The sequence below is a fragment of the Streptomyces sp. A1277 genome, assembly GCF_004795015.1.
In the GTDB taxonomy this organism is placed as follows: domain Bacteria; phylum Actinomycetota; class Actinomycetes; order Streptomycetales; family Streptomycetaceae; genus Streptomyces.
Genome location: NZ_SSBI01000007.1, coordinates 80,981 through 105,574, shown reverse-complemented (window position 1 = coordinate 105,574; position 24,594 = coordinate 80,981). Strand labels below are relative to the sequence as shown.

The window sequence follows — 24,594 nt, the reverse complement described above, 5'->3', positions numbered from 1 at the left end:
CGGGGCAGCTGCGCGCCCGTCTGGCCGTCACCTGGGGCGTGATCCGCGACCACCTGCCCGTGATCGTGGCGCTGATGCAGACCAGCTTCGCCGCTCCCCCGCGCGAGGGCCGCGTCTGGGCGAGCCTGGCGGGGGACACGGGGGCCTTCCGCGAGCACCTGGCGTGGCTGCGCGAGCGGGGTCACCCGCTCCCGGGTGGCCCCGCCGTGGTGGCCGCCGCCATGGGGCGATGGTCTCGGTGCTCGGGTTCGCGGTGACGACCGCGGGCCGGGGCGCCCCGGCATCTCCGGCGACGAGATCATCGACACGCTGACGCGCCTGTTGCTGCACGGGCTCGCCGGCCCGGCGTCGGACGGCTGAGCGGCCGGGACGGAGCCCGTCCCGGCGTCCCGAGCGACGCCGGGACGGGCTCTGTCCCGGCGTCGCTCAGGACGCCGTCTGGGAGAGCGGCTTCGCGATGTCCTCCAGGGAGCGCTGCTCGGCGTCGACCGCGAGGAAGGCCGCGACGATGCCGGCCGCGCACATCAGGGCCGCGCCGATGGAGAAGGCAAGGGCCGTGTCGCCGGGGACGCCCGATTCGGTGAGGTCGGCGAAGATCAGCGGGCCGCTGATGCCGCCGACCGCGGTACCGACCGCGTAGAAGAAGGCGATGGCCATGGCCCGGGTCTCCATGGGGAAGACCTCGGAGACCGTCAGATACGCGCTGCTCGCGCCCGCCGAGGCGAAGAACAGGACGACGCACCAGCACGCGGTGAGGGTGTTGGCTGTCAGCGAGCCCCGGTCGAAGAGCCAGGCCGTGAGGAACAGCAGGATGCCCGGCAGGATGTAGGTACCGGCGATCATGATGCGCCGCCCGATCGTGTCGAACAGCTTGCCGAGCACGAGCGGGCCGATGAAGTTGCCGGCCGCGATCACCGCGAAGTAGTAGCCGGTGTGGCCGCTCTGCACGTCGTAGAACTTCGTCAGGATCGCGCCGAAGCCGAAGGTGATCGCGTTGTAGAGGAACGCCTGCCCGACGAAGAGGGAGAGACCGAGCACGGCGCGCTTGGGGTAGCTGCGGAAGACGGTCTTGGCGATGAGCCCGAAGCCGATGCTCTTGCGCTCGTGGATCGTGATCTCGCCGGCCGGCTGCGGCAGCTTCTCGTGCTTCTCGTCCTCGATCTCCCGCTCGACGGACGCGACGAGCTTGTCCGCCTCGTCCCCGTGCCCGTGGATGAACTGCCACCGCGGGCTCTCCGGCACATGCCGCCGCACGAGCAGGATCACGAAACCGAGGATGACGCCGAGGGCGAAGGTGAGCCGCCAGCCGAGGTCCTTGGGGAAGTAGTCCGTGTTCAGCATGACGATCGACAGCAGCGCACCGCCGACCGCGCCCAGCCAGTAGCTGCCGTTGATGATGAGGTCCACCCGGCCGCGGTACTTCGAGGGGATCAGCTCGTCGATGGCCGAGTTGATGGCCGCGTACTCACCGCCGATACCGAAGCCGGTGAGGAAGCGGAAGAGGAAGAACCACCACGCGCTGAAGGACAGACCGGTCATGGCGGTCGCGGCGAGGTAGACCGCGAGCGTCACCATGAACAGCTTCTTGCGGCCGAACCGGTCGGTGAGCCACCCGAAGAACAGCGCCCCCGAACAGGCGCCCGCCACATACAGGGCGGCGGCGAGTCCGGTGACCTGCGCGGACGTGATGTCCAGGCCGGAGCCGTCCTCCGACAGCCGGCCCGCGATGTTGCCGACCGTCGTGACTTCGAGGCCGTCCAGAATCCACACCGTGCCGAGGCCGATGACGATCATCCAGTGCCAGCGCGACCACGGCAGCCGGTCCAGCCGGGCCGGGACGGCCGTCGTGATGGTGCCGAGCCCGGAATCACCCGGCGCCGCCACCTCGTCACGCGGATCGCGGCCCCCTCTCCTGCCACCCCCTCCCCCGTCCGGGCGTTCTTCCCTGCCTCCAGGTCCCTCCGATGCGGCGGGGGTCGTCACGGCAGCTACCTCCTCGTCCGAGCGGGCGCACACTGCGGAGCCGCAGAACATCCAATATCCGCCAGCTGCCCCGGCCGCGCCCCCGCACACGCGGCTACTCGCCCACATGAGGGGCGCACACGGGGGTGTGACGGCCTGTCGGGTGAATCCGGCCCGCATGCGGCAGGGCGGGGAATAGCGGGAGGCGGCCGCTGTTGATCACGGCATGACTTCTCAGACACATGAGGCATTCGGACGGGTCGGCATCTGGAGCGGCGCGCTGCACTCGTCGAAGGCGGACGCCGCAGGCAAGGAGGCGATCGCTGAAGCGGTCGCCGAGCTCGAAGCGCTGGGGTACGGGACGCTGTGGATCGGCGGCAGCCCCTCCCCCGACGACGCCGCCGCGATCGTCGGCGCCACCCGGACGGTCAACGTCGCCACCGGCATCCTGAGCATCTGGGACCACACCGCCGAGGAGGTGGCGGCGCGGATCGCCGCGATCGAGGCCGACGCCCGGGGGCGCTTCGTCCTCGGCCTGGGTGTCAGCCACGGCCCGGTGGTCCCCCGGTACGCGAAGCCGTACAGCGCCATGGTGGCCTACCTGGACGCGCTGGACGGCGCCGCGCCGCCCGTGGAGCCCGGGCACCGGGTGCTGGCGGCGCTCGGCCCGAAGATGCTGCGGCTCGCGGCCGACCGGGCACTGGGCGCCCACCCCTACCTCGTCACCACCGCGCACACGGCGGAGGCACGCGAGGCCCTCGGACCCGACGCCCTGCTCGCGCCCGAGCTGTCCGTCGTACTCGACACCGATCCGGACCGCGCCCGCGCCACGGCGCGCGCGATGCTGGCGATGTACCTCCAGCTGCCCAACTACACCGACAACCTGCTGCGCCTCGGCTTCTCGGAGAGCGACTTCGACGGCGGCGGCAGCGTGCGGCTCCTGGACGCCCTCTTCGCGCTGGGCGACGCCGAGCGGGTGAAGGCGCGGACGCGGGAGTACTTCGACGCGGGCGCCGACCATGTCGCGCTCCAGGTAGTCGCCGTCGGCGGGGAGAGGGACGGCCTGCCGCTCGCCGAGTGGCGTGAACTCGCCGACGCCTTCGGCGACGAGCTGTAGCGGGCAGGCGCCCGGTCCGCGCCGGCGCGGACCGGGCGCGCCGCCACTCTTGCGGGGGCGCGGCCACGTACGTACGTTATGAACATGTTCGGTGAACAGGTTCAGTCAACACGTGCGGCGCAGAAAGTGCGGACGGCCACCCGCATCGTGGAGGCCGCCGCCCAGCTCTTCGCGGAGCACGGCTTCCAGAGCACGACGGTGCGTCAGATCGCTGCGGAGGCGGGGGTTTCCGTGGGCACGGTCATGGCGGTCGGGGACAAGGAGTCCCTGCTGAGCCTGGTGTTCGACCAGGCCATCGCCGACCGCATCCCGCCTCCGCCCGCCCCGCCGGAGGCGGGGGCGCCCGCGCCGTCGGCCGTCGCGTACCTGTCGCACTACTTCGACCCGTTCCTCGGCCTGTTCGCCGAGAACGACGACCTCGCGCGCGCCTACTTCCGGACGCTGGCCCGGGGCAAGGACGAGAACGCCGCCCTGGGCGCGCTGCGCACCCTCACCGAGGACAACCTCACCGCCGCGATGGTGAACGCCGGTGCGGACGAGACGCATGCCCGGCTGGGCGCGCAGGTGCTGTTCGCCGGCTATCTCGGCGAGCTGATGCTGCTCGCCGCAGGGTCGACCGACCCCCGGCAGGCGGCGGCGAGGATCGGACGCACCGCCGCCTTCGTCGCCGCGCAGGAAGGGCTCTGACCGATGACTCTCTCCGAACTCCCCTCCCCCATATGGCCGGTGGTGGTCCTGCTGGCCATCCAGGCGGGCGACGCGGCGATGATGCTGCGCCCGCCGCGGTTCATCGCGGACTGCCTGGAAGGCGTACGGCTGCCGCGCGACTGGTGGTGGGCGCTGACCACCGCCAAGGCCGCTTCGGTCGTGGGGCTCGTCGTCGGCTTCTGGGTGCCCGGTGTGGCCATGACGACGACGGCCGCGATCGTCGTCTACTTCCTCGCGGCCACCGCCGCCCACATCCGGGTGCGGGCGCTGAGCAGTACGTTCTGGGTGAACTGCCTCGGCATGCTGCTGCTCTCGCTCGGCGTGCTCGTCGGGAGCTTCGTACGGCTGTGACACCGCGCCCGTCGCCGCCACCCGTTCCCGGCAGGGGCGACGGGACCGCGGGTCAGGTCGTGTAGTCCGCGTTGACGCGGATGTAGCCGGCGGACAAGTCGCAGCCGTAGACGGTGGCTTCGGCGGCGCCGAGACCGAGCGTGACGACGATGTCCACCTCGTCCCGGCGCATGATGTCCACGAGTCTCCCGAGGGTGTCCGCCTCGGGCTCCTCGGGGTACACCTCGATGTCACCGAACCGCACGGTGACGTCGCCCGGCACGATGTCGGTGTCGTCGGTGTTCTTGCCGATGGCCATCAGCACCCGCCCCCAGTTGGGGTCCGCGCCATGGACAGCGGTCTTGACCAGCGGGGAGTTCACCACGCTCTTGGCGATGCGTTTGGCCTGCGCATGGTCGCGGGCACTGGCGACGGTGACGCGCAGGAGCTTGGTGGCCCCTTCGCCGTCGCCGGCCAGTTGCAGCGTGAGGTCCAGGCACAGGTCGGCCAGCACCTCGGCGAACCGCGCCGGGTCGACCGCTCCGGCCGCCCCGTTGGCGATGACCGAGACGGTGTCGGAGGTGGAGGTGTCGGTGTCGACGCTGAGGCAGTTGAACGTACGGTTCACCGCCCCGCGCAGCGCGGTGTCCAGGTCGGCCGGTGACAGCTCGGCGTCGGTGAACACGTAGGCGAGCATCGTCGCCATGTCGGGCTCCAGCATGCCGACCCCCTTGGCGACGCCCACGATCCGGGCCCGCCCGGCGGTGCGGACCGCGACCTTCGGGCGGGTGTCGGTGGTCATCATCGCGCGGGCGACGTCCAGCGGCCCGGCGGTGAACGCCGCGACGCCGCGCTCGGCCGTCCGGTCGAAGCGCGGAAGGATGGTGTCCATCGGCAGGGGCCTGCCGATGACACCGGTGGAGCCGATGAGCACCTCGCTCTCGGGCACGCCAATAATCGCGGCGACACGGCGGACGACCTCGGCGGCGTTCTGTTCGCCGCGGCGCCCGGTGGCCACGTTGGCGTTCTGCGCCAGCGTCGTCACGGCACGCAGGTTCCGCCCGGCGGCGTGCCTGCGGCTGAGGACCACGGCCGGACCGGCGAAGAGGCTCCGCGTGAACATCGCGGCGCTGGTCGCCGGCCGGTCCGATGCGACGATCGAGATGTCGTCGCCGTGTTCGCGCAGCCCGCCGTGTCCGGTGTACGCGACGAATCCCGCGGGCCAGGTCACGGGGTCGGCCGCCGGCATCAATGCATGATCATGCGTCATGCGGCATATATTTGCATCGCACAGGCGGCACGTCCACCCTTTTCCGCATCGCACCCCGAGCACTTCGGCAGTCAAGGACTCCCCGACTTCAACTCATGAACGCCGCGCACCCCATTGACATGCCCATGGCTCTATCGCTTTTATGGCGCCGGGTCGCCGGCCATCGGCCCGGACCTCCGGGCAACGGGACATCGCCAGGGAGGGCCGGGGTGGCGAGCGTCCACGACACCCCCGTCCCCCACGTCACAGGCGGTACGGCGCACAGCACAGTGGGAGCGCTCCCATGATCGCCGTGAACCGCGCCTCCGAGAGAGGAACCAGCACCGTGCTTCACCCTCTCCGCACCCTCCGCAGAGCCGCCAGAACCGCCGCCGTGACCGCGGCGGCCCTGCTCCTCCCCCTGGCGGGCGCCCAGGTGGCCTCGGCCGCCGAGGCCGCGTCCGGGTCCGGCTACTGGCACACCAGCGGCCGGCAAATCCTGGACTCGGACAACCAGCCGGTCCGCGTCGCCGGCATCAACTGGTTCGGCTTCGAGACCGCCAACTACGTGCCCCACGGCCTGTGGTCCCGCGACTACAAGAGCATGATCGACCAGATGCGGTCGCTGGGTTACAACACCATCCGGCTGCCCTACAGCGACGACATCTTCGCGGGGACGCAGCCCGCTAGCATCAACTATTCCGGCGGGATGAACAGCGACCTCCAGGGCCTCGACTCGCTCCAGGTGATGGACCGGATCGTGGACCACGCGGGCAGCGTCGGCATGAAGGTCATCCTCGACCGGCACCGCCCGGACTCCGCCGGCCAGTCGGCGCTCTGGTACACCTCGGCCGTGCCCGAGTCCACCTGGCTGGCCAACCTCAAGTCGCTGGCCGGCCGGTACGCGGGCGATGACGCGGTGGTCGGCATCGACCTGCACAACGAGCCCCACGACCCCGCCTGCTGGGGCTGCGGCGACACCACGAAGGACTGGCGGCTGGCGGCCGAGCGCGGCGGCGACGCCGTCCTGTCGGCCAACCCGGACCTGCTGATCTTCGTGGAAGGTGTCCAGACGGTCGACGGGGTGTCGGGCTGGTGGGGCGGCAACCTGATGGGCGTCGGCCAGTATCCGGTCGAGCTCAGCGTGGCGCACCGGGTGGTCTACTCGGCGCACGACTACGCGACGAGCGTCGCCCAGCAGCCGTGGTTCGAAGACGCCTCCTTCCCCGGCAACATGCCCGGCGTCTGGGACAAGTACTGGGGCTACATCTTCAAGCAGGACATCGCCCCGGTGTGGGTGGGCGAGTTCGGCACGACGCTCCAGTCCGCCACCGACCAGAAGTGGCTGAAGGCGCTGGCCGACTACCTCCGCCCGACCGCTCAGTACGGCGGCGACAGCTTCTCGTGGACCTTCTGGTCCTGGAACCCCAACTCCGGCGATACAGGCGGCATCCTCAAGGACGACTGGACCTCGGTCGACACGGTGAAGGACGGCTACCTGGCGAGCATCAAGGCGCCCGACTTCACCAACGGCGGCGGCAGCAGCGGCGGTGACACGCAGGCACCCACCGCCCCGTCCGGCCTCACCGTCACCGCGACCACCGGCACGTCCGTCTCCCTCTCCTGGACGGCCGCGTCCGACGACACCGGGGTCACCGGCTACGACGTCTACCGCGGCTCCACCAAGGTCGGTACGGCCACCGGCACCACGTACACCGACACCGGTGTGGCCGCCGGAACGTCGTACACCTACGCCGTCCGGGCCCGCGACGCGGCGGGCAACACCTCGCCGCCCTCCGCCTCCGTCACCGCCCTCACCACCGGCTCCGCCGGCAACAGCGGATGCACGGCCGCCTACACGGTGAACGGCGACTGGGGCAGCGGCTTCGGGGTGGACGTGACCGTGACCAACACGGGCACCTCGGCCGCCACGTCGTGGAAGGTGACCTGGACCTGGGCCGGAAGCCAGAAGGTCACGAACATGTGGAACGCCTCCTACACCCAGAGCGGGGGCGCCGTCAGCGTCACGAACACCGACTACAACGGCAGCCTCGCGGCCGGCGCCCACACCAGCTTCGGTTTCCAGGGGACGCCCGGCGCCGGCGGCGCTCCGACCGTGAGCTGCACCCTGTCCTGACCGGTTGGTCCGCGCAGGACCCCGCTCCGGAAGGGAGCACCGTAGCCCGCCTCCCATGGCGGGCTACGTCTCATTCGGGACGTACACCTTCGGAAGCCGCCATCCCCTGACGTAGGGTCCACGCCAGGGGGTGGCCGGTGTCTCTTGTCAGCGACGTGCTACTGAACCCGGGAACAGGATTTCGCGTCCTTCCCACCGGCGATGACCAGCGAATCCGGCCCGTACCCCCTCGGCTAGCATGATCGCACCCCGGCGACCGCCCTCATCGCCCGCACAACCATGCCATCCGGCATGAAAAGCGACCCATTTGACCAAAACCTAAGACATCGGCCAGAGAATTGATACCTATAGCATCGCAGGTGTTTTCGCGAATAAACCGCCGAATACCCTTCGCCGCGTGGCGCCAACCGCGAGCGATACTGTGGACGGCGGCGGCGGTGGTGACCCTCGCGTTCCTCGTCGCGCTGGAGATCGCCGCACGCCACTACGGCTTGCCGGGGCCGGTCACCACTCAGGCCCAAGAAGTGATATTCGCCCCCAAATCGGGCTTTCTGCTGTACGCCAGCATGGGTTTGATGATGGTGGTCCTCACCTGGCGGCAGCGGTTCATCGCGGTCGGTGTCGCGGCCGGCGTCGACATCGTCATCGCGCTGGTGCGGTGGGTGGCCGACGCCCCCGTCACGGAAGGCCACTTCTTCGGCAACGGTGCGTTGTGGGTGATCGTGGGCGTCGCGGTCATCGCCGTCACCCGCCGCACGGGCCGGGAACGCATGCTGCTCCTGAAGGGCGTCGGACTCGGCCTGCTCCTCGTGGCCGGCCGGAAGACCGGTGACACATGGCTGCTCATCACGTCGAAGACCCGCCCCGATGTGCTCGACCAGTACATGGCCAACGCCGACCACGCGCTCGGCAACCCGTCCTGGGTGGTGGGGCGGCTCATCGATGCGACCGGCCCGGTCGGCGCCCGCTTCCTCGACTACGTCTATACACAGCTGGCGGTGGCCGCGGTCCTCGTCGCGCTGTACCAGCTGCGCAACGTGGCGACCGACCGCCGCTTCCCCGGCCACCACCTGGTGCGCACCTTCCTGGTGATCGGCCTTCTCGGCCCCGCCATCTACATGATCTTCCCGGTGGTCGGGCCGGTCTTCGCGTTCGGGACGGACGGCGGGCACTGGGCGGTGGCCAACCTGTGGCCGGACACACCGGTGCCGATCGGGGCCCCGCACCACATGCCGTTCGACGAGATCACCCCGCGCAATTGCATGCCCAGTCTGCACACCGCCTGGGCCACCGCGATCTTCATCCATTCCCGCAAGGGCCCGAAGTTCCTGCAGTACGCGGGCGCCTTCTGGCTGGTGGCCACGCTCGCCGCGACCCTCGGTTTCGGCTACCACTACGGCGCGGACCTGGTCGCCGGTGTGGTGTTCACGCTCACGATCGAGACGGGTATGCGCGCGCTGGAACGCGGCTGGGACCGGCCCGCCATTCAGCTGGTCGCCTACGGCACCGCGGTGTTCGCGCTGCTGCTGGTGTCCTATCGCTGTCTCTCGCTGGAGATGGCCCATCATCCGTGGGTGTTCGGGCCGCTTCTCCTCCTTGCCATGGGGTCGGTGATCTACGGGTACGTGCGGACCATCAGGCGGTGGGAGCCGAAGGCCGTGCCCGCCCCGAAGTTGGAGCCGCAGCCGGAAATGGCCTGAGGCCCCGCTCACACCACGCGCTCACCCGGGCAGGAGCCCCTCCTGCCCGGGTGAGCGCGTTGTTGTCCGCCGGCAGCTGATCTTCGTGATCAATGCCGCGTTCTTCGGGCCGCACATCGATACGGTGGCAGCCCGTGCCTCAGATCCCGGACAGGAGCCACCCGTCGTGACCGACCTGGACCCTTTCACCGAAGCGCTCGACTATCCGATGTACGTCGTGACCGCCGAGGCGGGCGGTGAGCGGGGCGGGTGTCTGGTCGGCTTCGGTTCGCAGTGTTCGATGCGGCCGGTCCGGTTCATCGTGTGGCTGTCGAAGGTGAACCGGACCTACCGGGTCGCCGCCCGTGCCGACCGGCTCGCCGTCCATCTGCTGCGCCGGGACCAGGACGGACTGGCCCGCCTCTTCGGCGGTGAGACCGGTGACCGTACCGACAAGTTCGCCCAGGTCCCCTGGCACCCCGGGCCGGGCGGGGTGCCGGTGCTGGACGAGGCGCCCGCGTGGTTCGTCGGCCGCGTCGAGGACCGGGTCGACGGAGGGGACCACGTGGGTTTCCTGCTCGCCCCGGAGGAGGTGCGGCACCCTGCGGACCAGGGCTTCCGGCTCCTGACCCTGTCCGACGGGCTCGACATCCCGGCGGGCCACCCGGTGGACTGACCGCGAGGGCGCCTGCCGTCAGGCGTCGTCCAGCCAGGTCAGCGCGGCGACCACCAGGGCCTCCACGCCCGTGCTCAGCGTGGGCTCGATGACCGGGGCGAACTGCGGGGAGTGGTTGCCCGGCAGCTCGTCCAGGCGTCCTTGCGCGAGCGCGGCCATCGTCTGCTCCGCCTCCAGTCCGCCCCAGAACCAGAACACGGTGGGCACGCCGAGGGCGGCCCCGAACACGCCGACGTCCTCGCTCGCGTTCACCTGGGGCATCGGCAGCATCCGCTGTGCGCCGAAGTGCGCGGAGAACGCCGCCACCGTCCTGCCGGTGGCCTCCGGGTCGCTGACGAGGGCCGGCGCGGAGCCGAACCAGGCGAGTTCCGGCGGCCGCACCGCGCCGGCGGCCTGCGCCTCGCCGGCGACGACGCGTTCGATCGCGCCGCGCACCAGGTCACGTACGGCCGGGGTGAAGGCGCGGATGTTGATGCCCAGCTCGGCGGTGTCGGGGATGATGTTGTCCTTCGTGCCGGCCTGCAGGCGCCCCACGGTCACCACGGCGGACTCGGCCGGCGGGACCTCGCGGGCGACGATGCCCTGGAGCCTGGTGACCACGTTCGCCGCCATCAGTACGGGGTCGACCGTCGCCTCCGGCCGGGAGCCGTGGCCGCCCTTGCCGTGGAGGGTGACGTTCAGGGAGTCGGCGGCCGCCATCAGCGGCCCGGAACCGTAGCCGATGAACCCCGCCGGCAGGGGCCCGACGTGCTGGCCGAGCACGATGCCGGGCTTCGGGAAGCGCTCGAAGAGCCCGTCCTCGACCATGTCGCGGGCGCCGGCGACCAGTTCCTCGGCGGGCTGGAAGACCACCAGCAGGGTGCCCTTCCACCGGTCGCGGGACCGGGCGAGCAGGGTGGCGGCGCCGGTCAGGCAGACGGCGTGCATGTCGTGCCCGCAGGCGTGCATCACGGGCACGTCGTGGCCCTCGCCGTCCGTGGCGCGGGCCGTGCTGGCGTACGGGAGGCCCGTCTTCTCCTCGACCGGGAGCGCGTCGAAGTCCGCGCGGAGCATGACCACCGGGCCGTCCCCGTTGCGCAGGACGCCCACCACGCCGGTGCCGCCGACCTGCTCGGCGACCTCGTCGAACCGCGCGTCCCTCAGCCGCCGGGCCAGCAGCGCCGCGGTGCGGGTCTCCTGGCGCGACAGCTCCGGATGCCGGTGCAGGTCCCGGTAGAGGTCGGCGAGGTCCTCCCGGAGGTCCACCAGTCCCGCAGTCACCGTCTTGGCCATGCCCATGCCCTTCTACGTGCCGATTCCCGCACCGTATCCTCCGCCGGTACGGGACGGGCGACGACACCGGGGGGCCGGACGGCGGCCGGTCACTTCGCGGCGGCGGCCCACTCGTCGACGGTGGGCAGCACCTTCTCCGCGACGCGCGTCAGCGCCGCGTCGTCCGGCATCCTGCCGTCCTCGCGCCACACCACCACATCGAAGGAGCCGCCGCTGTCGTCGGCGTCCAGGGCCACGGTGAGGGCGCGGGCCGGGACGCCCGGGCCGGTCTTGGAGTCGTGGCCGTCGAAGCGGAAGCTGATGCTGATGGTCTGGTCGGAGTAGAGGAACGCCGGGCGGCCGAGAACGGTCCGTTCCTGCGCGTCCCGCAGGTAGGTGCCGGATCCGGCCACCGGGTGGCCGTCGTAGGTGGCCGACAGGTTCACGGTGTACGTGTCGAACCGGACCTCGGCGGTGGGGTGGGGGATGTCCTTGCCGCCGAAGAGCCCGATGGAGCTGTCACTGCCGCTCGCGCTGTTGGGGATCTCGCCGGGTGTGCCGAGCAGGCCGGCGAGATCGGGGCGGTTGAGCGCCTCGCACAGTCCCGCACCGGAGACGCGCCGCGGACTCTTCGCGCCCCTGTCCGCCTTCCCCGGCGCCTTCGACGGATCATCGGCGGAGCAGGTGGCGGGCGAGGGCGTGCTCTCGGCGGCGGATGACCTCGCCATCAGCGCGAACCCGCCCCCGAGCAGCCCCACCAGCACGAGGGCCAGGGCTGCCTGACTCCACGCGCCCGGCGCCCTGCTGGACGCGCTCACATCTGCGGCCATGTCCCCCACCTGCGTTGATCTCCCGATACATGCCCGGGGACCATAACCTGTGGTGATCAAGCGGACAAGGCGGTTTCGACCGGCGTGTGAAGCCGGCCGCCGCTCTCGGAGCCGCCCCTCAGAAATCGCCCCGCGCGGTCCGCTCGGCCAGCTTCTGGAACTCGCCGAGGTCGTAGTTGGCCAGGACCGAGTCCAGGTGGGTGAGGGCGCCCAGGTACTCCACGAAGCCCTGGGGGTCGTACTCGATCTGGAGCGCCACCCGGCTCGACTCGTCGTCCAGCCGGTGGAAGGTGACGACCCCGGCGTGATGGACGCCCTCCGTGGTCTTCCAGGCGATCCGGTCCTCCGGGATCACCTCGGTGAGTTCGGCGACGAAGCTCTTGTCGGCGCCCGGCAGGGAGAGTTGCCACGCGAACCGGCGCGCGTCCAGGGGATCGACCCGCCGGACGTGGCTCAGGAAGGTGGGCCAGCGCGCGACATCGCTCCACAGGGCCCAGCTGACGGCGACCGGGGCCTTGATGTCGACGGTCTCGACGATCGAGGAAGACATGCGAACTCCTAGGTAGGGGTGTGGAGGGAGTGGTCCGCGGAGGGGAGGCGGGTGGCGCCGGGGGCCGTTACGCCGGTGTGGCGAGCGTGAAGGGGTGGCCGGCGGGGTCGGAGTAGAGGCGGGCGTCCCGGAGGCCGCCGTTGTTCTTCGTGTCCAGGGGACGCGCACCGAGACCGACCGCCTCGCGCTCCGCCTCGTCGATGTCCTCGCGGGCCACCAGGATGCGCAGATGGGCCTGTTGGGAGTCGTCGGGCCTCGGCCAGCTCGGCGGGGCGTACCCGTGGTCTCTGCGGATGGCGAGGTGCACCCCGGCAGCGCCCACCACTTCCACGATGTCGGGTTCGTGTCCGACGCGGACCTCCGCACCGAGCAACGCGGCGTAGAAGTCGGCGAGTTCCTGCGGTTCGGCGCAGTCCAGCACCACCAGGCCCGTTTTCGGCACCGCCATGACCATCCTCCTGTTCGCGGGGGTACGTTCCTCCGGACCTCGTTCCGCGTACCCGCGCCTCCCGGAGGCACACCCCGGCGGTACCTGTCAAAGGGACGCTCCCGACCGTGAGCCGGTGGTTGCGCGGGCATGCCTGACGGGCGGATTACGGGGCAGACGGCGGTTCACCGGGAGGACCGAACCCTCCCGCGCCGCCATGCCGCGGCGCCGATACACGGGGAGCGTCATGCCTGCCATCCAGCCGGAAAGACCCGTCCGATCGACGGCGGAGCTCCATGCCGTCCCCGAGCCCGGCCGCTCGCCCGCTCTGACGACCGGCTTCGGCACGGCCGCTGTGCGCCTCGGTGCGCTGGCCGTCGGCCAGACTGCGCTGATGGTGGGCTTCGGCCTCCTGGTCACCGGGCCCGCTCGCGGGATATGGCCCGTGAGTGCCGAGGACCGGGTCAATGAGGGGCTGGAGCGGGTACGGACGGGCCCGCTGACCGATGCGTCGTTCGTCGCGTCCGAGGCCGGCAACACCGCCACGGTGATCATCATCACCGTGCTGGCCTGCCTGGGCCTGGTCGTGCTCCCCCGGCTGCCGAGGTGGCGGCAGGCGTTCTTCCTTGCCGTCGCCGTCTCCCTCCAGTCCCTGGTGTTCCTCATCATCACCGTGTCCGTGGACCGGGGGCGGCCGGACGTGGACCGCCTCGACGCCTCTCCGCCGACGGCGAGTTACACATCCGGTCACACGGGCGCCGCGACGGCCCTCTATGCGGGTCTCGCCGTACTGGCGCTGCTTCCCGGCAGGCGCAGCCGCCTGCGCAAGGTGGTCGCCGCCCTGCTGCTGCTCCTGCCGCTGCTCGTGGCGGTGGCCCGGCTCTACCGGGGGATGCACCACCCCACCGACGTACTCGGCGGCCTGCTGAACGGGGCGCTGTCGCTGCTGGTGGTGGGCCGGGCGCTGCTGGCCGAGGGTACGAGCCCGGCGCCGGTGCCGAAGAACGCCATGGAGGTGGCGCTGGAGGCGGCGGCCGAGCGTGCGGAGCGGGTCGCGGGCCGCACGGTCGTCATCGTCAACCCGACCGTGACCGACGACGAGCAGCGCGAGACGCTACGGCTCGTCCTGGAGCAACACGGCCGTCACGCACCGCGGTTCATCGCCACGACCGCCGACGATCCGGGCGGCGGTCAGGCGGCGGCGGCGGTGCGCGAGGGTGCGTCGCTGGTGGTGGTGTGCGGCGGCGACGGAACGGTCCGGGCCGCCGCCGACCGGCTGGCCGGTACGGGCACTGCGCTGGCCGTGGTGCCCTGTGGCACCGGCAATCTGCTGGCCCGCAACCTGGGGCTGCCGGTAAAGCCTGCCGAGGCGCTGGCCGCCGCGCTGTCGGGCTCCGAGCGCCGGATCGACCTCGGCCGGATCGAGGGCGACTCGCTCCCGGCCACCCACTTCACCGCGATGTCCGGTGCCGGCCTGGACGCCGCGATGCTGGAGAACACCGGCAGTACGGCGAAGGCCGCGATCGGCTGGCCCGCGTACGTGGTGGCCGGGGTCAGCAGCCTGCGGGCGCCGCGCATGTCGGTGTCGATCCGGCTGGACGACGGGCCGGTGCTGCGCCGCACGGCCCGTATGGTGCTCCTCGCGAACATCGGCGACGTGCAGGGCGGTGCCACGCTCGTGCCGTCCGCGCGACCCGACGACGGGCTGCTCGACCTGGCAGTGTTCGACCCGCACGGGCCGGGCGGCTGGCTGCGTGCGGTCGGGGCGGTGCTGCGCGGACGCGGGAATCCGGCCCGGCCCGCCTCCTCGCGGGGTGAGGGCGCCGGGACGCCCGTGGAGTACTTCACCTTCCGCCGTGCCGAACTCCGCTTCGCCTCACGGCAGTCGCGGGAGATCGACGGCGACCCGGTGGGCACAGGCCGCCGGATCGTCGCGGAGGTGCGGCCCGGGGCCCTGAGCGTGCTTCTGCCGGCGGGGGGCGAGTGAATGGGGACCGCGACCCGGGTCCCGCAGACCCGTGACATGGCGGGCGACGAGCTCACCGCCGACGAGGCGCTGGCCGCGCTGCGCCGCTACGGACGCTGGCCGCTGCTGCGCGACTCGTTCGTGCGCTTCCGGTACGCCGACGGCTTCAGCCACTCGCGTGCCCTCGCCCTGCAGACGGTCCTCGCCGTCATCCCGCTGGTCATCGCGTTCGTCGGCCTCTCGGCCTCCCTGCACACCGAGAACGTGGGGCGGCTCGCGGAGCTGACGATCCGCCGCATCGCCGCCGGCCCGAGTGCGGAAGTGGTGGAGGACGCGCTCGACCGCAGCCGTCGGCGCGCCGGTGAGGGATCGCAGCTCACCCTCTGGTTCGGCCTGCTGTTCTCGCTGGTCAACGTCACGACGGCGATGTGCCAGATCGAGCGCGGGGCGAACCGCATCTACGGGGTCGAGCGCGACCGCCCGTTCCACCGGAAGTACTTCCGCGGCCTGGTGATGTCCCTGACCGCGGGCATCCCGCTGGGGCTCGGGTTCATCCTGATGGTGGTCGGCCGCGACCTCGTCACGGCGGCCGCGACGGTCTACGGTCTCGGCGACACGGCCAGGACGACCTGGGACCTCCTGCGCTGGCCGTGCGGGCTGCTGCTCGCGCTCCTCTCGGCGAGCGCGATCTTCCGCCGCTCCCCGCGCCGCAACCAGCCCGGCTACACGTGGCTGGCGTTCGGGGCGGCCCTCTACCTGGTGCTGTGGACGGCGCTGACCTGGCTGCTCAGCCTCTATCTCTCGCTCAGCGGCTCCTTCGACACGGTCTACGGGCCGTTGAGCGCGTTCATGTCGCTGCTGCTGTGGGCCTATCTGACCTCCATAGCCCTCTTCCTCGGGCTGTCCTTCGCGGCGCAGCTGGAGGCTGCCCGCGCCCGCCGGCCCGGTCCCGTCCACGACGACCCGGGAGCATGAATGGTTGTACGAGCCACCACACGGCTGCTGCGTGAGCGGCGGCGCCGGGCGGCGGACCGCGCGTTCGGCGTGCGCCTGCTGGGCGCCGCCGCCGTGGCCGCGCTGTCCGCGGTGCCCTTCGCGCTGGTGCTGGTCCTCGTCGAGGGGCACTGGCGGCCGCTGCGCGCGGTGGACTCGGGCGCGGCGGGGCGTCTGCACCGCACCGCGCTGGACCACCCGGCCTGGACGAGCGCGCTGCGTTTCCTGTCGGACTGGGTCTGGGACCCGCTGACGCTGCGCTGTGCGGTCGCGCTGCTGACGGGATGGCTGCTGTACCGGCGGGCCTGGCGGCTGGCGGCCTGGTGTGCGGTGACGGCGGTGGCCGGCGGCCTGACCGGGTTGCTGGTCAAGACGGTGGTCGAGCGGGCCAGGCCGTCGCTGGCGGACCCGGTGGCGCTGGCGCCCGGCTTCTCGTTCCCTTCGGGGCACGCGATGACCGCCACGACGTCGTTCGCCGTGCTGCTGCTCGTCCTGCTCCCGCTGGTGCCCCGCCGCGCCCGGGCGCTGTGCTGGGGGGTGGCGGCGCTCTCGGTGCTGGGCGTGGGCTTCACCCGGGTCGCGCTCGGCGTGCACTGGTTCAGCGATGTGGTCGGCGGCTGGCTGCTCGGGCTCGCCGTGGTGGCGTCCACCGCCTGGGCGTTCGAGGCATGGCGCGCCGACTCCGGGCGCCGTCCCAGCGACATGGCCGAGGGCCTGGAACCCGAGCTGACGCAAGCCTCCCCGGAACGCTGACGGGCGCGCCGGGGCTCAGAGCTCCGCTGCGGCGCGTTTGACGTAGGACGTGATCAGCGCGGATTCGAGGCGGTCGACGCCGTCGAGCAGGCCGATGCGTTCGGTGAGGTACGTGTCGAGCGCCGCGGTGTCCCGGCAGACGGCGATGGCCACCAGGTTGTGGGGGCCGGTCGTGGTGCCGACGAAGGCTGCTTCGGCGTCGTCGGCCAGGGCCCGGGCGACGCGGCCGAGGCGGGCCGGGGCGATGGTCAGCCAGAGCACGCACTGCACGGAGAAGCCGAACAGCGCCGAGTCGATTTCGACGTCGAGCTGGAGAACGCCCGAGCGGCGCAGTTCGTGCAGCCGGCGGCGGACGGCTGATTGCGACCAGCCGACCTGCCGGGCCAGGTCCGGGTAGGCGGCGCGGCCGTCCGCGGCGAGCGCGGGCAGCAGCCGGCGGTCGAGGTCGGTGAGTTCCACCGGCCGGGCGTCCCCGGTGGCGTCCGGTGTCAGTGCGGCGATCTGTTCGTCGGTGAGCGCCAGGGTGCGGCCGATCCACCGGCGGTCCATGACGGGGCGCAGCAGCCGGTGTGCGTCGATGTGGGTGATGTCCGGCAGGCGGCCGAGGGAGGCGAGGGGCGCGGGGCCCTCGTCCGGGACACGGAAGACGCAGACGACCTCGGTGCCGCTCGACAGGACGGCCACCCAGGCGGTATCGGGGCGGTGGGCCAGTGCGCGGGCGAGTGCGGCGCTGCGGGCGGGCGGGAGGCGCAGGCGTACGAGCCATTCTGCGTGGCCGAGGCGGTGACTGTCGGTCACGCCGGCCACCCGGGCGATTCCGGCGGCCCGGAGTTTACCGAAGCGCCGTGCCACGGTGCGGTCGGAGGCGCCGAGGACGTCGGCGATCCTGCTGAAGGGGGCCCGGCCGTCGAGTTGGAGGGCGTGCAGGAGCCGCAGGTCGAGTGCGTCCAGCGTGACCGATTCCATCCGGGCAGTGTAGGCCGGTGTCGAAAGCCGTCCCGACCGGGCGAGTCGGGGTCCGGGCCGGGCCGGCGGGGGAAGCATGGCGGTCGTGCCTGTGCCGCGCCGGGCGCCCGCGGGTGGACCCGCGCGGCGTGAACTCGCCGGTCGTGCCCGGCGCCCCGTGCTTCCCGCTCTCGGAGGACATCCATGTTCGAATCCCTCATGCTTCTCGCCGGCCCGACGCTGGTGTTCCGGCTCCTGGGCGCCCTGGGCATCCACTGGTTCGCGACTTGGCGGGCCGCTGTCGTCCACGGTCTGGCGGCCATGCTCGTGGCGAGCGGGTCGGCGCACTTCGTCCCGGACGGCGGGAGCGTGATGCCCAGCCACGACGACCTGACGGCCATGGTCCCGCCCTTCGTCCCGCTCCCCCACCTCGTGGTGTACGTGACCGGCGTGCTGGAACTCCTCGGTGCCGCCGGGCTGGTCCGGACGGCGACGCGCCCGGCTGCCGGGATCTGTCTGGCGGTGCTCTTCGTGCTGATGCTTCCCGCCAATGTGTACGCCGCCCTGGAGGACATCCCGTTGGGCGGTGACCCGGCGACCCCGCTGTGGTTCCGGATTCCCGAGCAGCTGGTCTACATCGCCGTCGCGCTGCTCGCGACCACGGGTCGGGGCGTCCGCGGGCCGGTCCGCCGGCCGCGCGCCGAGGTTTCATGAAGGTGAAATTTCTCGCCGGGCTGCGGCATCACCGCAGCTCGGCGGGTTCTCCACTGGTCCAGACCTCAGAGGCCGGACGGAAACCCTTTACGCCACAGCAGTGTTCATGCGTCACTCGTGACGTGCACCCGTCAATGCGAAGGCCGCTTCGCCGCACCGACTGATGCATGCCCCCGGACAGACCCCGCCGTTCCGCACCGCTCCCGCGCTACGCGAGTAGACCTGCTCGTGCGGCCCACACCAGGAGGCTCCCTTGTCACCCATCCGCAGCCGCAGACCCGCACTCCGCAAGCTGGTGGCCGCCGGGGCCGTCAGCCTCAGCATGGCGCTCGTCCCCGCCGTCTCGGCGACCCCCGCCTCGGCCCAGCCGGCCGCGCCGACGAGCGCCGCCATCCCCCTCGGCGACGGATACATGGGCGCCGGCTACCTCGGGGACGGCGAGACGTTCGTACCGGACACCCGCCGGCTCCAGCTGGGCGCCGGGAGCGCCGCCTCCGTCCAGGCGGCCCAGCTCCCGGGCATCGACGTCTCGCACTACCAGGGGTCGATCAACTGGTCCTCGGTGAAGTCGGCGGGCATCAAGTTCGCCTACATCAAGGCCACCGAGTCCACCACCTACAAGGACCCCACCTTCAACGCCAATTACCTGAACGCGTACAACGCGAAGGTGATCCGGGGCGCGTACCACTTCGCCCGTCCCAATCTGTCCAGCGGCGCGGCGCAGGCCACGTACTTCGCCGGCCACGGCGGGGCCTGGTCGCGGGACAACCTGACGCTTCCCGGCATGCTCGACCTCGAAGGCGGCTGCTACGGCAAGTCGGCCTCGGCGATGCAGTCGTGGATCCTGGACTTCTACAACACGTACAAGGCGAAGACGGGGCGCGACGTCGTCATCTACACCAGCGCGAGCTGGTGGAACTCCTGCACGGGCGGCTGGAGCGGCATGTCCGCACGCAGCCCGCTGTTCGCCGCGCACTGGACGAGCGCGGCGAGCCCGACCATCCCGAAGGGCTTCCCGTACTGGACCTTCTGGCAGTACACCGACTCCGGTTCGGTGAGCGGGGTTTCGGGAGCCGTGGACCGCGACCGGTTCAGCGGTGACGCCGGCCGCCTGCTGGCCCTGGCCAACAACACGCCGTGACGGACGACTGAACCGTCTCCCGGAACGGAGGGCGGCCACGCGGTGCCGGGGCTCGGGGCCCGCGCCGCGCGGCCGCCCTTCCGGTCTCAGCGGGGGCCGGCGGTGAGCCACTTTTCGTAGGAGGTGGCGGCGAGACGCGCGACGGGACCCGCGATGAGGGCGTCACCGTCGACGGCGGCGAACATGCCCGCCTCGTCGTCCGTGACCACGGTGCGCCGGTCCTGGCGGGCGGCGAGCGTGAGGCGCCCGAGCTCGTCCAGGCGGAAGACGTCGGGGCCGGCGACATCGACCGTGCCGTTCAGCGGCGGAGCGGTGGCTACGCCGGCGAGGGCGGCGACCACGTCGGCCGTCGCGATCGGCTGGATACGCGTGGCGGGGAGGCGCACGGTCTGCTCGTCGGAGGTCCACGACAGGACCGCGTCCATGAACTCGAAGAACTGCGTGGCGCGCACGATCGAGTACGCGGTGGGCCCGTTGCGCAGAAGGTCCTCCTGGAGGGTCTTGGCCCGGTAGTAGTCCAGCTGGGGCACTCGGTCGACGCCGACGATCGAGAGAATCACCTGGTGCTGCACACCGGTCCGCTCCCCCGCCGTCAGCAGGTGCCCCATGCTCGCGCGGAAGAAGTCGGGGGCCGCCGCGTCGAACGTGGGCGAGTTCGTCACGTTGACGACCGTCTCCGCGCCTTCGAGCACTTCGTCCAGCCCCGCCCCGGTGAGCAGGTCGACGCCGGTCGACAGGGACGCGGGAACCACCGTGCGGCCGGCCTCGCGCAGTTTGGACACGAGCTGGGAACCGATCAGTCCGGTACCGCCGATGACCGTGATCTTCATGGTCGAGCCCTTCCGTGAGCCGAGTACGGCCACCCCCGTCACCGCGAACTCGGATATCCGTTGTCCGTGATTTTACTCGGATAGTATGTGTCCGGGTCGAACGGGAGGGCGACATGAAACTGTCCGGCGGCGTGGAATGGGCACTGCACTGCTGTGTCGTGCTGACGGCGGCCAGCGAGCCGGTGCCCGCCGCCCGGCTGGCCCTGCTGCACGACGTCTCGCCCAGCTACCTGGCCAAGCAGATGCAGGCCCTCTCCCGCGCCGGCCTGGTGCACTCGGTGCAGGGCAGGACCGGCGGGTACGTCCTGACCGGGGACGCCGCCGAGATCACCGTCCTGGACGTGGTGCAGGCGGTCGACGGCGCCGATCCGGCCTTCGCGTGCACCGAGATCCGCCAGCGGGGCCCCTTCGGCACGCCGCCCGGGAAGTGCACGGAGCCGTGCCCCATCGCCCGCACCATGGCCGCCGCCGACGCCGCCTGGCGGGCCTCGCTGCGGGCCGTCTCGATAGCGGATCTCGTCGGCTCCGTGGAGGAGAGCAGCGGGCCGCGGGCGCTGCCGGGGATCGGCGCCTGGCTCGACTCGACGAGTGACGCGAGCGGCTGAGCGGGCGCCGCTGCGGCCGCGGACGGGTCAGCGCAGGATTCCGGCCTGCCGGGCGGCCCGCAGCCACGAGGGGAACTCCGACAGGAGGCGGTCGTACAACTCCGGGTCGGACAGCCTCTCGATGTCGTCCACAGCGAAGAAGCCCACGTTGTCGACCCGGCGCCCGGGCATCGTGTCGAACCGCTCCAGCACCCCGTACTGCGAGCGGCCGAGCCCGATGAACTGCCAGAAGACCGGCTCCTCCACCGCCTCCCGCAGCTCCCGCTCGATCTCGTCGTTGCGGTACACACCGCCGTCGGAGAAGAACAGGACCAGCGTCGGATCGGGCACCGGGTGGGCGCGCACGTAGGCGCGCACCTCGGCGATCACCTTCTGCTCCTCGTTCTGGATGCCCACCGCCCGCATGTCGACCTGGCCCGGGAGCAGGCCCCTCTGCGGCTTCTTGCGCCCGAAGAGGCCGACCTGGCCGACCCGCACATGCAGCCGCAGCCACTCGGGCAGGTCGCCGATGGCCAGGTCCGGCAGCCGGGCGGGGTTCGAGGCGAACGTCCATGCCTGCATTTCGCCGTCGTCGTCCAGTTGCGCGGCCACGGCCGCCATCCGCTCGGTCACCCCCGCCACGGTGCCGCGCGAGTAGAGGCCGCTCATCGAACCGGAGGCGTCGAGGACGAGGATGACGCGGGCGGTCAGCCGCGCCAGGCCGTGCTTGCTCAGGCTGACGGCGACCTGCTGCTTGCGCAGGGACAGCCGCTTGCGCATGTCGACCGGCAGCCGCTCCTCGCCCTTGCTGAGACGCGGCGACGCGGGTCCGGCGGAGGGCTGCGCGGCGGCCGGGGACGGTGGCGGCGCCTGGTTCAGTGGCGGTTGGGGCGGCGGGACCGGTGCCACCGGCACGGGACCGGGCTGGTCGACGGTGATGCCGAAGTCCGTCGCCAGACCGGCGAGCCCGCTCGCGTACCCCTGGCCGACGGCCCGGAACTTCCATCCGCCGGCCCGCCGGTAGAGCTCACCGCACACATAGGCGGTCTCCGGGCCCGCCGCCATGTCGAAACGGGCCAGCTCGGCGCCGGACGCGGCATCGAGCAGCCGCAGATGGAGCCCGGGCACCTGCCCGAACGTACCGCCGTCCGCCGAAGCGCACAGGGCGACCCGCTCCACGTCCCGTCCCAGCGCCCCGAGATCGACGTCGAGCGCGTCCGCGCCCGGCTGCTTGCCGAGGTGACGCACGGACCCCGAGGCGTGGCGCGGCTGGTTGTAGAAGACGCAGTCGCCGTCCGAGCGGACGCGTCCGCCGGCGGCCAGCACGAGCGCGGAGGCGTCCACCTCGGGCACGCCCGGCCCGGCCGACCAGCCCAGTACGGCTCTGACGGCGGATGCCGCCACCGGCATGTTGGCGCCCTTGCTCAGTGGTGTCACGGGCCCAGTCTGCCCGCCGGTGGTTCGTCGGGTCGAGCCGGCGAGTCGGTGTGCTCCGTGTCGCGGCGTTCTGCCGTATCAGGGGTCGTCCCCCGGAGGAACACTTGGCCGGCCCCCAGCGATCCGATCGCCCTGTCCTTGAGCCCGCCCCCCTCACAGCATCGTTTTGCAATACGCGCACAGCTAATTTCATGTACGACGCGGAGTCTTGCGCGCACATTCTCGCGTCGTTACGATCCCCGGCATCGAGTCCCCGCCTGCTGCCTGCCCATGCGGGCGCGTCACTGCGGGAGTTGGCCTAGCCGGAGGAGCATTCAGATGGGTTTAACGCGCCGCACGTTTCTGCAAGCCGCCCTCGCGGCCGGTTCGGTGGGCACGGTCGGGGGCGTACAGACCGCCCTCGCCGGGCCCGCGGCGGCGGCCGGCAGTCCGCCGGGCGACGTGGTGGGCAAGGTCACCGTCGGCTACCAGGGCTGGTTCGCCTGCGGCGGCGACGGCGCCCCGATCAACAGCTGGTGGCACTGGGCGCAGGACCGGAGCCGGTCGCCGTCCCCCTCGAACACCGGCATCAAGTGCTGGCCCGACATGCGGGAGTACACGCACGACTACCGCACGGCGTACGACAACCTCGGCAACGGCCGGCCGGCGACGCTCTTCTCCTCCTACGACCAGCAGACCGTCGACACCCACTTCCGGTGGATGCGGCAGTACGGCATCGACACCGCTGCGCTGCAGCGCTTCAACCCGACCGGCGGCGAGGGCCCTACCCGCGACGCGATGGCCGCGAAGGTGCGGTCCGCGGCGGAGTCGCAGGGCGTGAAGTTCTACGTGATGTACGACGTGACCGGCTGGACCGGTATGCGGTCGGAGATCAAGGCCGACTGGACGAACAAGATGAAGGCGCACACGTCCTCGCCCCAGTACGCCACCCAGAACGGCCGGCCGGTGGTGTGCGTCTGGGGGTTCGGCTTCAACGACGCCAACCATCCGTTCTCCGCCGAAGCGTGCCTGGATGTCATCAACTGGTTCACGGACCAGGGCTGTTACATCATCGGCGGAGTACCCCGTGAGTGGCGCACCGGCGGTGCGGGCAGCCGCGCCGGATACACGGACGTGTACCACGCCTTCGACATGATCTCGCCCTGGATGATCGGCGCCATCGGCAGCGCCCAGGACGCCGACAACGCCTACACCACCTACACGCTCGGCGATCAGGCGGACTGTGCCGCGCACGGCATCGACTACCAGCCGTGCGTGCTGCCCGGCGACGTGTCCGCCCGCCAGCGCGCGCACGGTGATTTCATGTGGCGGCAGTTCTACAACATGTGCCGGGCCGGGGTGCAGGGCATCTACATATCGATGTTCGACGAGTACAACGAGGGCAACCAGATCGCCAAGACCGCGGAGTCCCAGGCGTGGACACCCACCGGGTCGGGTTTCCTGGCCCTGGACGAGGACGGCACCGCCTGTTCGTCCGACTACTACCTCCGCCTGACCGGTGACGGCGGACGCATGCTCAAGGGTCTGATCGCCCTCACCCCCGTCCGCCCCACCACGCCGACGACGGGCTCCGGTGGTGACACCGTCCCGCCCACCGCACCGGCCGGCCTGCGCGTCACCGGACACACCAGCGGGTCGGTGACGCTGGCGTGGAACGCCGCGACGGACAACGTCGGCGTCACCGGATACCGGGTACTGCGGGTGGACGGACCCGCCGACACCCCGGTGGGCACCGCCGCCGGCACCTCGTTCACCGTCACCGGTCTCACACCGTCCACCGCCTACACCTTCCGCGTGGTCGCACTCGACGCGGCCGGCGGTGCGTCGCAGCCGTCCGATCAGGTGAGTGCCACCACGGACGCGGCGGGGGGCGACACCGACCTGGCCCTGCGGCGTCCGACCGCGGAGAGCAGCCACACCCAGGTGTACGGGTCCGGCAACGCGGTGGACGGCGATCCGAACAGCTACTGGGAGTCGGCGAACAACGCCTTCCCCCAGTGGATCCAGGTGGATCTGGGTGCCGCGACGGCCGTGCGGCGGATCGTTCTGACCCTGCCGCCTTCCAGCGCCTGGGGCGCCCGGACCCAGACCGTCTCGGTGCAGGGCAGCGCCGACGGTGGCGGCTTCGGCCAGCTGCTCGCCGCGGCGAACCGTACGTTCGACCCGGCCACCGGCAACTCCGTCACTCTCACCCTTCCGTCGACGGCCACCCCCCGGTTCGTGCGGCTGACCTTCACCGCCAACACTGGGTGGCCGGCTGCTCAGATCTCCGGATTCGAGGTCTACTCGGCTTGAGACGCCGGCGGGGAAGCCGA

The 24,594-nt window shown here is 71.6% G+C and carries 23 protein-coding genes; 14 read left to right on the top strand and 9 right to left on the bottom strand.

Going from position 1 to position 24,594, the window contains the following annotated elements; genetic code table 11:
* Window positions 1-38 precede the first annotated feature (38 nt).
* On the top strand, window positions 39-257 hold the full coding sequence (locus tag E6R18_RS34705) for a hypothetical protein (RefSeq protein ID WP_240799621.1): 219 nt from the start codon (window positions 39-41) through the stop codon (window positions 255-257).
* A gap of 169 nt (window positions 258-426) precedes the next feature.
* Here the strand turns inward: E6R18_RS34705 and E6R18_RS07170 are convergent, their stop codons facing one another.
* Window positions 427-1,983, bottom strand: a complete 1,557-nt coding sequence (locus E6R18_RS07170) for an MFS transporter (RefSeq protein ID WP_240799620.1) — start codon at window positions 1,981-1,983, stop codon at window positions 427-429.
* Between the two features lie 205 nt (window positions 1,984-2,188).
* On the opposite strand from E6R18_RS07170, the gene E6R18_RS07165 reads away from it, so the two are divergent.
* The 3 genes from E6R18_RS07165 to E6R18_RS07155 all read left to right on the top strand — a co-directional run bounded on the left by E6R18_RS07165 (window position 2,189) and on the right by E6R18_RS07155 (window position 4,138).
* Window positions 2,189-3,079 carry an LLM class F420-dependent oxidoreductase gene (locus E6R18_RS07165; protein ID WP_136315996.1) on the top strand — a complete coding sequence of 297 codons (891 nt, stop codon included), beginning with the start codon at window positions 2,189-2,191 and terminating at the stop codon, window positions 3,077-3,079.
* 84 nt (window positions 3,080-3,163) lie between these two features.
* On the top strand, window positions 3,164-3,766 hold the full coding sequence (locus tag E6R18_RS07160) for a TetR/AcrR family transcriptional regulator (protein ID WP_136315995.1): 603 nt from the start codon (window positions 3,164-3,166) through the stop codon (window positions 3,764-3,766).
* A 3-nt stretch (window positions 3,767-3,769) separates the two neighbouring features.
* Window positions 3,770-4,138 carry a DoxX family protein gene (locus E6R18_RS07155; protein ID WP_136315994.1) on the top strand — a complete coding sequence of 123 codons (369 nt, stop codon included), beginning with the start codon at window positions 3,770-3,772 and terminating at the stop codon, window positions 4,136-4,138.
* A gap of 52 nt (window positions 4,139-4,190) precedes the next feature.
* Here E6R18_RS07155 and argJ read toward each other — a convergent pair whose 3' ends face one another.
* Window positions 4,191-5,366 carry a bifunctional glutamate N-acetyltransferase/amino-acid acetyltransferase ArgJ gene (gene argJ / locus E6R18_RS07150; protein ID WP_136316057.1) on the bottom strand — a complete coding sequence of 392 codons (1,176 nt, stop codon included), beginning with the start codon at window positions 5,364-5,366 and terminating at the stop codon, window positions 4,191-4,193.
* A gap of 346 nt (window positions 5,367-5,712) precedes the next feature.
* On the opposite strand from argJ, the gene E6R18_RS07145 reads away from it, so the two are divergent.
* The 3 genes from E6R18_RS07145 (at window position 5,713) to E6R18_RS07135 (ending at window position 9,858) form a co-directional block, all read left to right on the top strand.
* A complete protein-coding gene (locus E6R18_RS07145; protein WP_136315993.1) occupies window positions 5,713-7,503 on the top strand; it encodes a cellulase family glycosylhydrolase in 1,791 nt (596 codons plus the stop codon).
* Between the two features lie 416 nt (window positions 7,504-7,919).
* A complete protein-coding gene (locus E6R18_RS07140; RefSeq protein WP_276607256.1) occupies window positions 7,920-9,203 on the top strand; it encodes a phosphatase PAP2 family protein in 1,284 nt (427 codons plus the stop codon).
* 166 nt (window positions 9,204-9,369) lie between these two features.
* The gene (locus E6R18_RS07135) at window positions 9,370-9,858 is read left to right on the top strand and encodes a flavin reductase family protein (RefSeq protein ID WP_240799619.1); all 489 of its coding nucleotides are present in this window, start codon (window positions 9,370-9,372) and stop codon (window positions 9,856-9,858) included.
* A gap of 18 nt (window positions 9,859-9,876) precedes the next feature.
* On the opposite strand, the gene E6R18_RS07130 is transcribed toward E6R18_RS07135, so the two are convergent.
* The 4 genes from E6R18_RS07130 to E6R18_RS07115 form a co-directional block, all read right to left on the bottom strand.
* On the bottom strand, window positions 9,877-11,130 hold the full coding sequence (locus E6R18_RS07130) for an amidohydrolase (RefSeq protein ID WP_206308232.1): 1,254 nt from the start codon (window positions 11,128-11,130) through the stop codon (window positions 9,877-9,879).
* 89 nt (window positions 11,131-11,219) lie between these two features.
* Window positions 11,220-11,939 (bottom strand): DUF6215 domain-containing protein, encoded by a 720-nt coding sequence (locus tag E6R18_RS07125; protein ID WP_240799618.1) that lies wholly within the window; start codon window positions 11,937-11,939, stop codon window positions 11,220-11,222.
* Between the two features lie 118 nt (window positions 11,940-12,057).
* Entirely contained in the window at window positions 12,058-12,489 is a 432-nt protein-coding gene (locus E6R18_RS07120; protein ID WP_136315990.1) for an SRPBCC family protein, read from the bottom strand.
* Window positions 12,490-12,556: 67 nt separating this feature from the next.
* Window positions 12,557-12,937 carry a VOC family protein gene (locus E6R18_RS07115; RefSeq protein ID WP_136315989.1) on the bottom strand — a complete coding sequence of 127 codons (381 nt, stop codon included), beginning with the start codon at window positions 12,935-12,937 and terminating at the stop codon, window positions 12,557-12,559.
* A 226-nt stretch (window positions 12,938-13,163) separates the two neighbouring features.
* Here E6R18_RS07115 and E6R18_RS07110 point away from each other — a divergent pair, with 226 nt between their 5' ends.
* The 3 genes from E6R18_RS07110 to E6R18_RS07100 are packed head-to-tail and all read left to right on the top strand — an operon-like array spanning window position 13,164 to window position 16,628.
* Window positions 13,164-14,903 (top strand): diacylglycerol kinase family protein, encoded by a 1,740-nt coding sequence (locus E6R18_RS07110; RefSeq protein ID WP_136315988.1) that lies wholly within the window; start codon window positions 13,164-13,166, stop codon window positions 14,901-14,903.
* On the top strand, window positions 14,904-15,857 hold the full coding sequence (locus E6R18_RS07105; protein WP_136315987.1) for a YihY/virulence factor BrkB family protein: 954 nt from the start codon (window positions 14,904-14,906) through the stop codon (window positions 15,855-15,857).
* A complete protein-coding gene (locus E6R18_RS07100) occupies window positions 15,858-16,628 on the top strand; it encodes a phosphatase PAP2 family protein (protein WP_136315986.1) in 771 nt (256 codons plus the stop codon). It begins immediately after the preceding gene.
* 15 nt (window positions 16,629-16,643) lie between these two features.
* Here E6R18_RS07100 and E6R18_RS07095 read toward each other — a convergent pair whose 3' ends face one another.
* Window positions 16,644-17,594, bottom strand: coding sequence for an Lrp/AsnC family transcriptional regulator (locus E6R18_RS07095; protein ID WP_136315985.1), 951 nt, complete (start codon window positions 17,592-17,594; stop codon window positions 16,644-16,646).
* A gap of 183 nt (window positions 17,595-17,777) precedes the next feature.
* Here E6R18_RS07095 and E6R18_RS07090 point away from each other — a divergent pair, with 183 nt between their 5' ends.
* Window positions 17,778-18,287 carry a hypothetical protein gene (locus tag E6R18_RS07090; RefSeq protein WP_136315984.1) on the top strand — a complete coding sequence of 170 codons (510 nt, stop codon included), beginning with the start codon at window positions 17,778-17,780 and terminating at the stop codon, window positions 18,285-18,287.
* Window positions 18,288-18,540: 253 nt separating this feature from the next.
* Window positions 18,541-19,428 (top strand): GH25 family lysozyme, encoded by an 888-nt coding sequence (locus E6R18_RS07085; RefSeq protein WP_240799617.1) that lies wholly within the window; start codon window positions 18,541-18,543, stop codon window positions 19,426-19,428.
* An 86-nt stretch (window positions 19,429-19,514) separates the two neighbouring features.
* Here the strand turns inward: E6R18_RS07085 and E6R18_RS07080 are convergent, their stop codons facing one another.
* The gene (locus E6R18_RS07080) at window positions 19,515-20,258 is read right to left on the bottom strand and encodes an NAD(P)H-binding protein (RefSeq protein WP_136315983.1); all 744 of its coding nucleotides are present in this window, start codon (window positions 20,256-20,258) and stop codon (window positions 19,515-19,517) included.
* A 113-nt stretch (window positions 20,259-20,371) separates the two neighbouring features.
* Here E6R18_RS07080 and E6R18_RS07075 point away from each other — a divergent pair, with 113 nt between their 5' ends.
* Window positions 20,372-20,863: an Rrf2 family transcriptional regulator gene (locus E6R18_RS07075; protein WP_136315982.1), complete on the top strand. Its 492-nt coding sequence runs from the start codon at window positions 20,372-20,374 to the stop codon at window positions 20,861-20,863.
* 27 nt (window positions 20,864-20,890) lie between these two features.
* Here the strand turns inward: E6R18_RS07075 and E6R18_RS07070 are convergent, their stop codons facing one another.
* On the bottom strand, window positions 20,891-22,279 hold the full coding sequence (locus tag E6R18_RS07070; protein ID WP_136315981.1) for a VWA domain-containing protein: 1,389 nt from the start codon (window positions 22,277-22,279) through the stop codon (window positions 20,891-20,893).
* A 318-nt stretch (window positions 22,280-22,597) separates the two neighbouring features.
* Here E6R18_RS07070 and E6R18_RS07065 point away from each other — a divergent pair, with 318 nt between their 5' ends.
* Complete coding sequence (locus E6R18_RS07065; protein WP_136315980.1) at window positions 22,598-24,574, top strand: discoidin domain-containing protein; 1,977 nt, start codon at window positions 22,598-22,600, stop codon at window positions 24,572-24,574.
* Window positions 24,575-24,594 lie beyond the last annotated feature (20 nt).

Excerpts from the sequence above, each read along its gene's own strand:
- E6R18_RS07165 (WP_136315996.1), top strand. The coding sequence starts at position 2,189 with ATGACTTCTCAGACACATGAGGCATTCGGACGGGTCGGCATCTGGAGC.
- E6R18_RS07160 (WP_136315995.1), top strand. The coding sequence starts at position 3,164 with ATGTTCGGTGAACAGGTTCAGTCAACACGTGCGGCGCAGAAAGTGCGG.
- E6R18_RS07155 (WP_136315994.1), top strand. The coding sequence starts at position 3,770 with ATGACTCTCTCCGAACTCCCCTCCCCCATATGGCCGGTGGTGGTCCTG.
- argJ (WP_136316057.1), bottom strand. The coding sequence starts at position 5,366 with ATGCCGGCGGCCGACCCCGTGACCTGGCCCGCGGGATTCGTCGCGTAC.
- E6R18_RS07130 (WP_206308232.1), bottom strand. The coding sequence starts at position 11,130 with ATGGCCAAGACGGTGACTGCGGGACTGGTGGACCTCCGGGAGGACCTC.
- E6R18_RS07125 (WP_240799618.1), bottom strand. The coding sequence starts at position 11,939 with ATGGCCGCAGATGTGAGCGCGTCCAGCAGGGCGCCGGGCGCGTGGAGT.
- E6R18_RS07120 (WP_136315990.1), bottom strand. The coding sequence starts at position 12,489 with ATGTCTTCCTCGATCGTCGAGACCGTCGACATCAAGGCCCCGGTCGCC.
- E6R18_RS07115 (WP_136315989.1), bottom strand. The coding sequence starts at position 12,937 with ATGGCGGTGCCGAAAACGGGCCTGGTGGTGCTGGACTGCGCCGAACCG.
- E6R18_RS07110 (WP_136315988.1), top strand. The coding sequence starts at position 13,164 with ATGCCTGCCATCCAGCCGGAAAGACCCGTCCGATCGACGGCGGAGCTC.
- E6R18_RS07105 (WP_136315987.1), top strand. The coding sequence starts at position 14,904 with ATGGGGACCGCGACCCGGGTCCCGCAGACCCGTGACATGGCGGGCGAC.
- E6R18_RS07100 (WP_136315986.1), top strand. The coding sequence starts at position 15,858 with ATGGTTGTACGAGCCACCACACGGCTGCTGCGTGAGCGGCGGCGCCGG.
- E6R18_RS07095 (WP_136315985.1), bottom strand. The coding sequence starts at position 17,594 with ATGGAATCGGTCACGCTGGACGCACTCGACCTGCGGCTCCTGCACGCC.
- E6R18_RS07090 (WP_136315984.1), top strand. The coding sequence starts at position 17,778 with ATGTTCGAATCCCTCATGCTTCTCGCCGGCCCGACGCTGGTGTTCCGG.
- E6R18_RS07080 (WP_136315983.1), bottom strand. The coding sequence starts at position 20,258 with ATGAAGATCACGGTCATCGGCGGTACCGGACTGATCGGTTCCCAGCTC.
- E6R18_RS07075 (WP_136315982.1), top strand. The coding sequence starts at position 20,372 with ATGAAACTGTCCGGCGGCGTGGAATGGGCACTGCACTGCTGTGTCGTG.
- E6R18_RS07065 (WP_136315980.1), top strand. The coding sequence starts at position 22,598 with ATGGGTTTAACGCGCCGCACGTTTCTGCAAGCCGCCCTCGCGGCCGGT.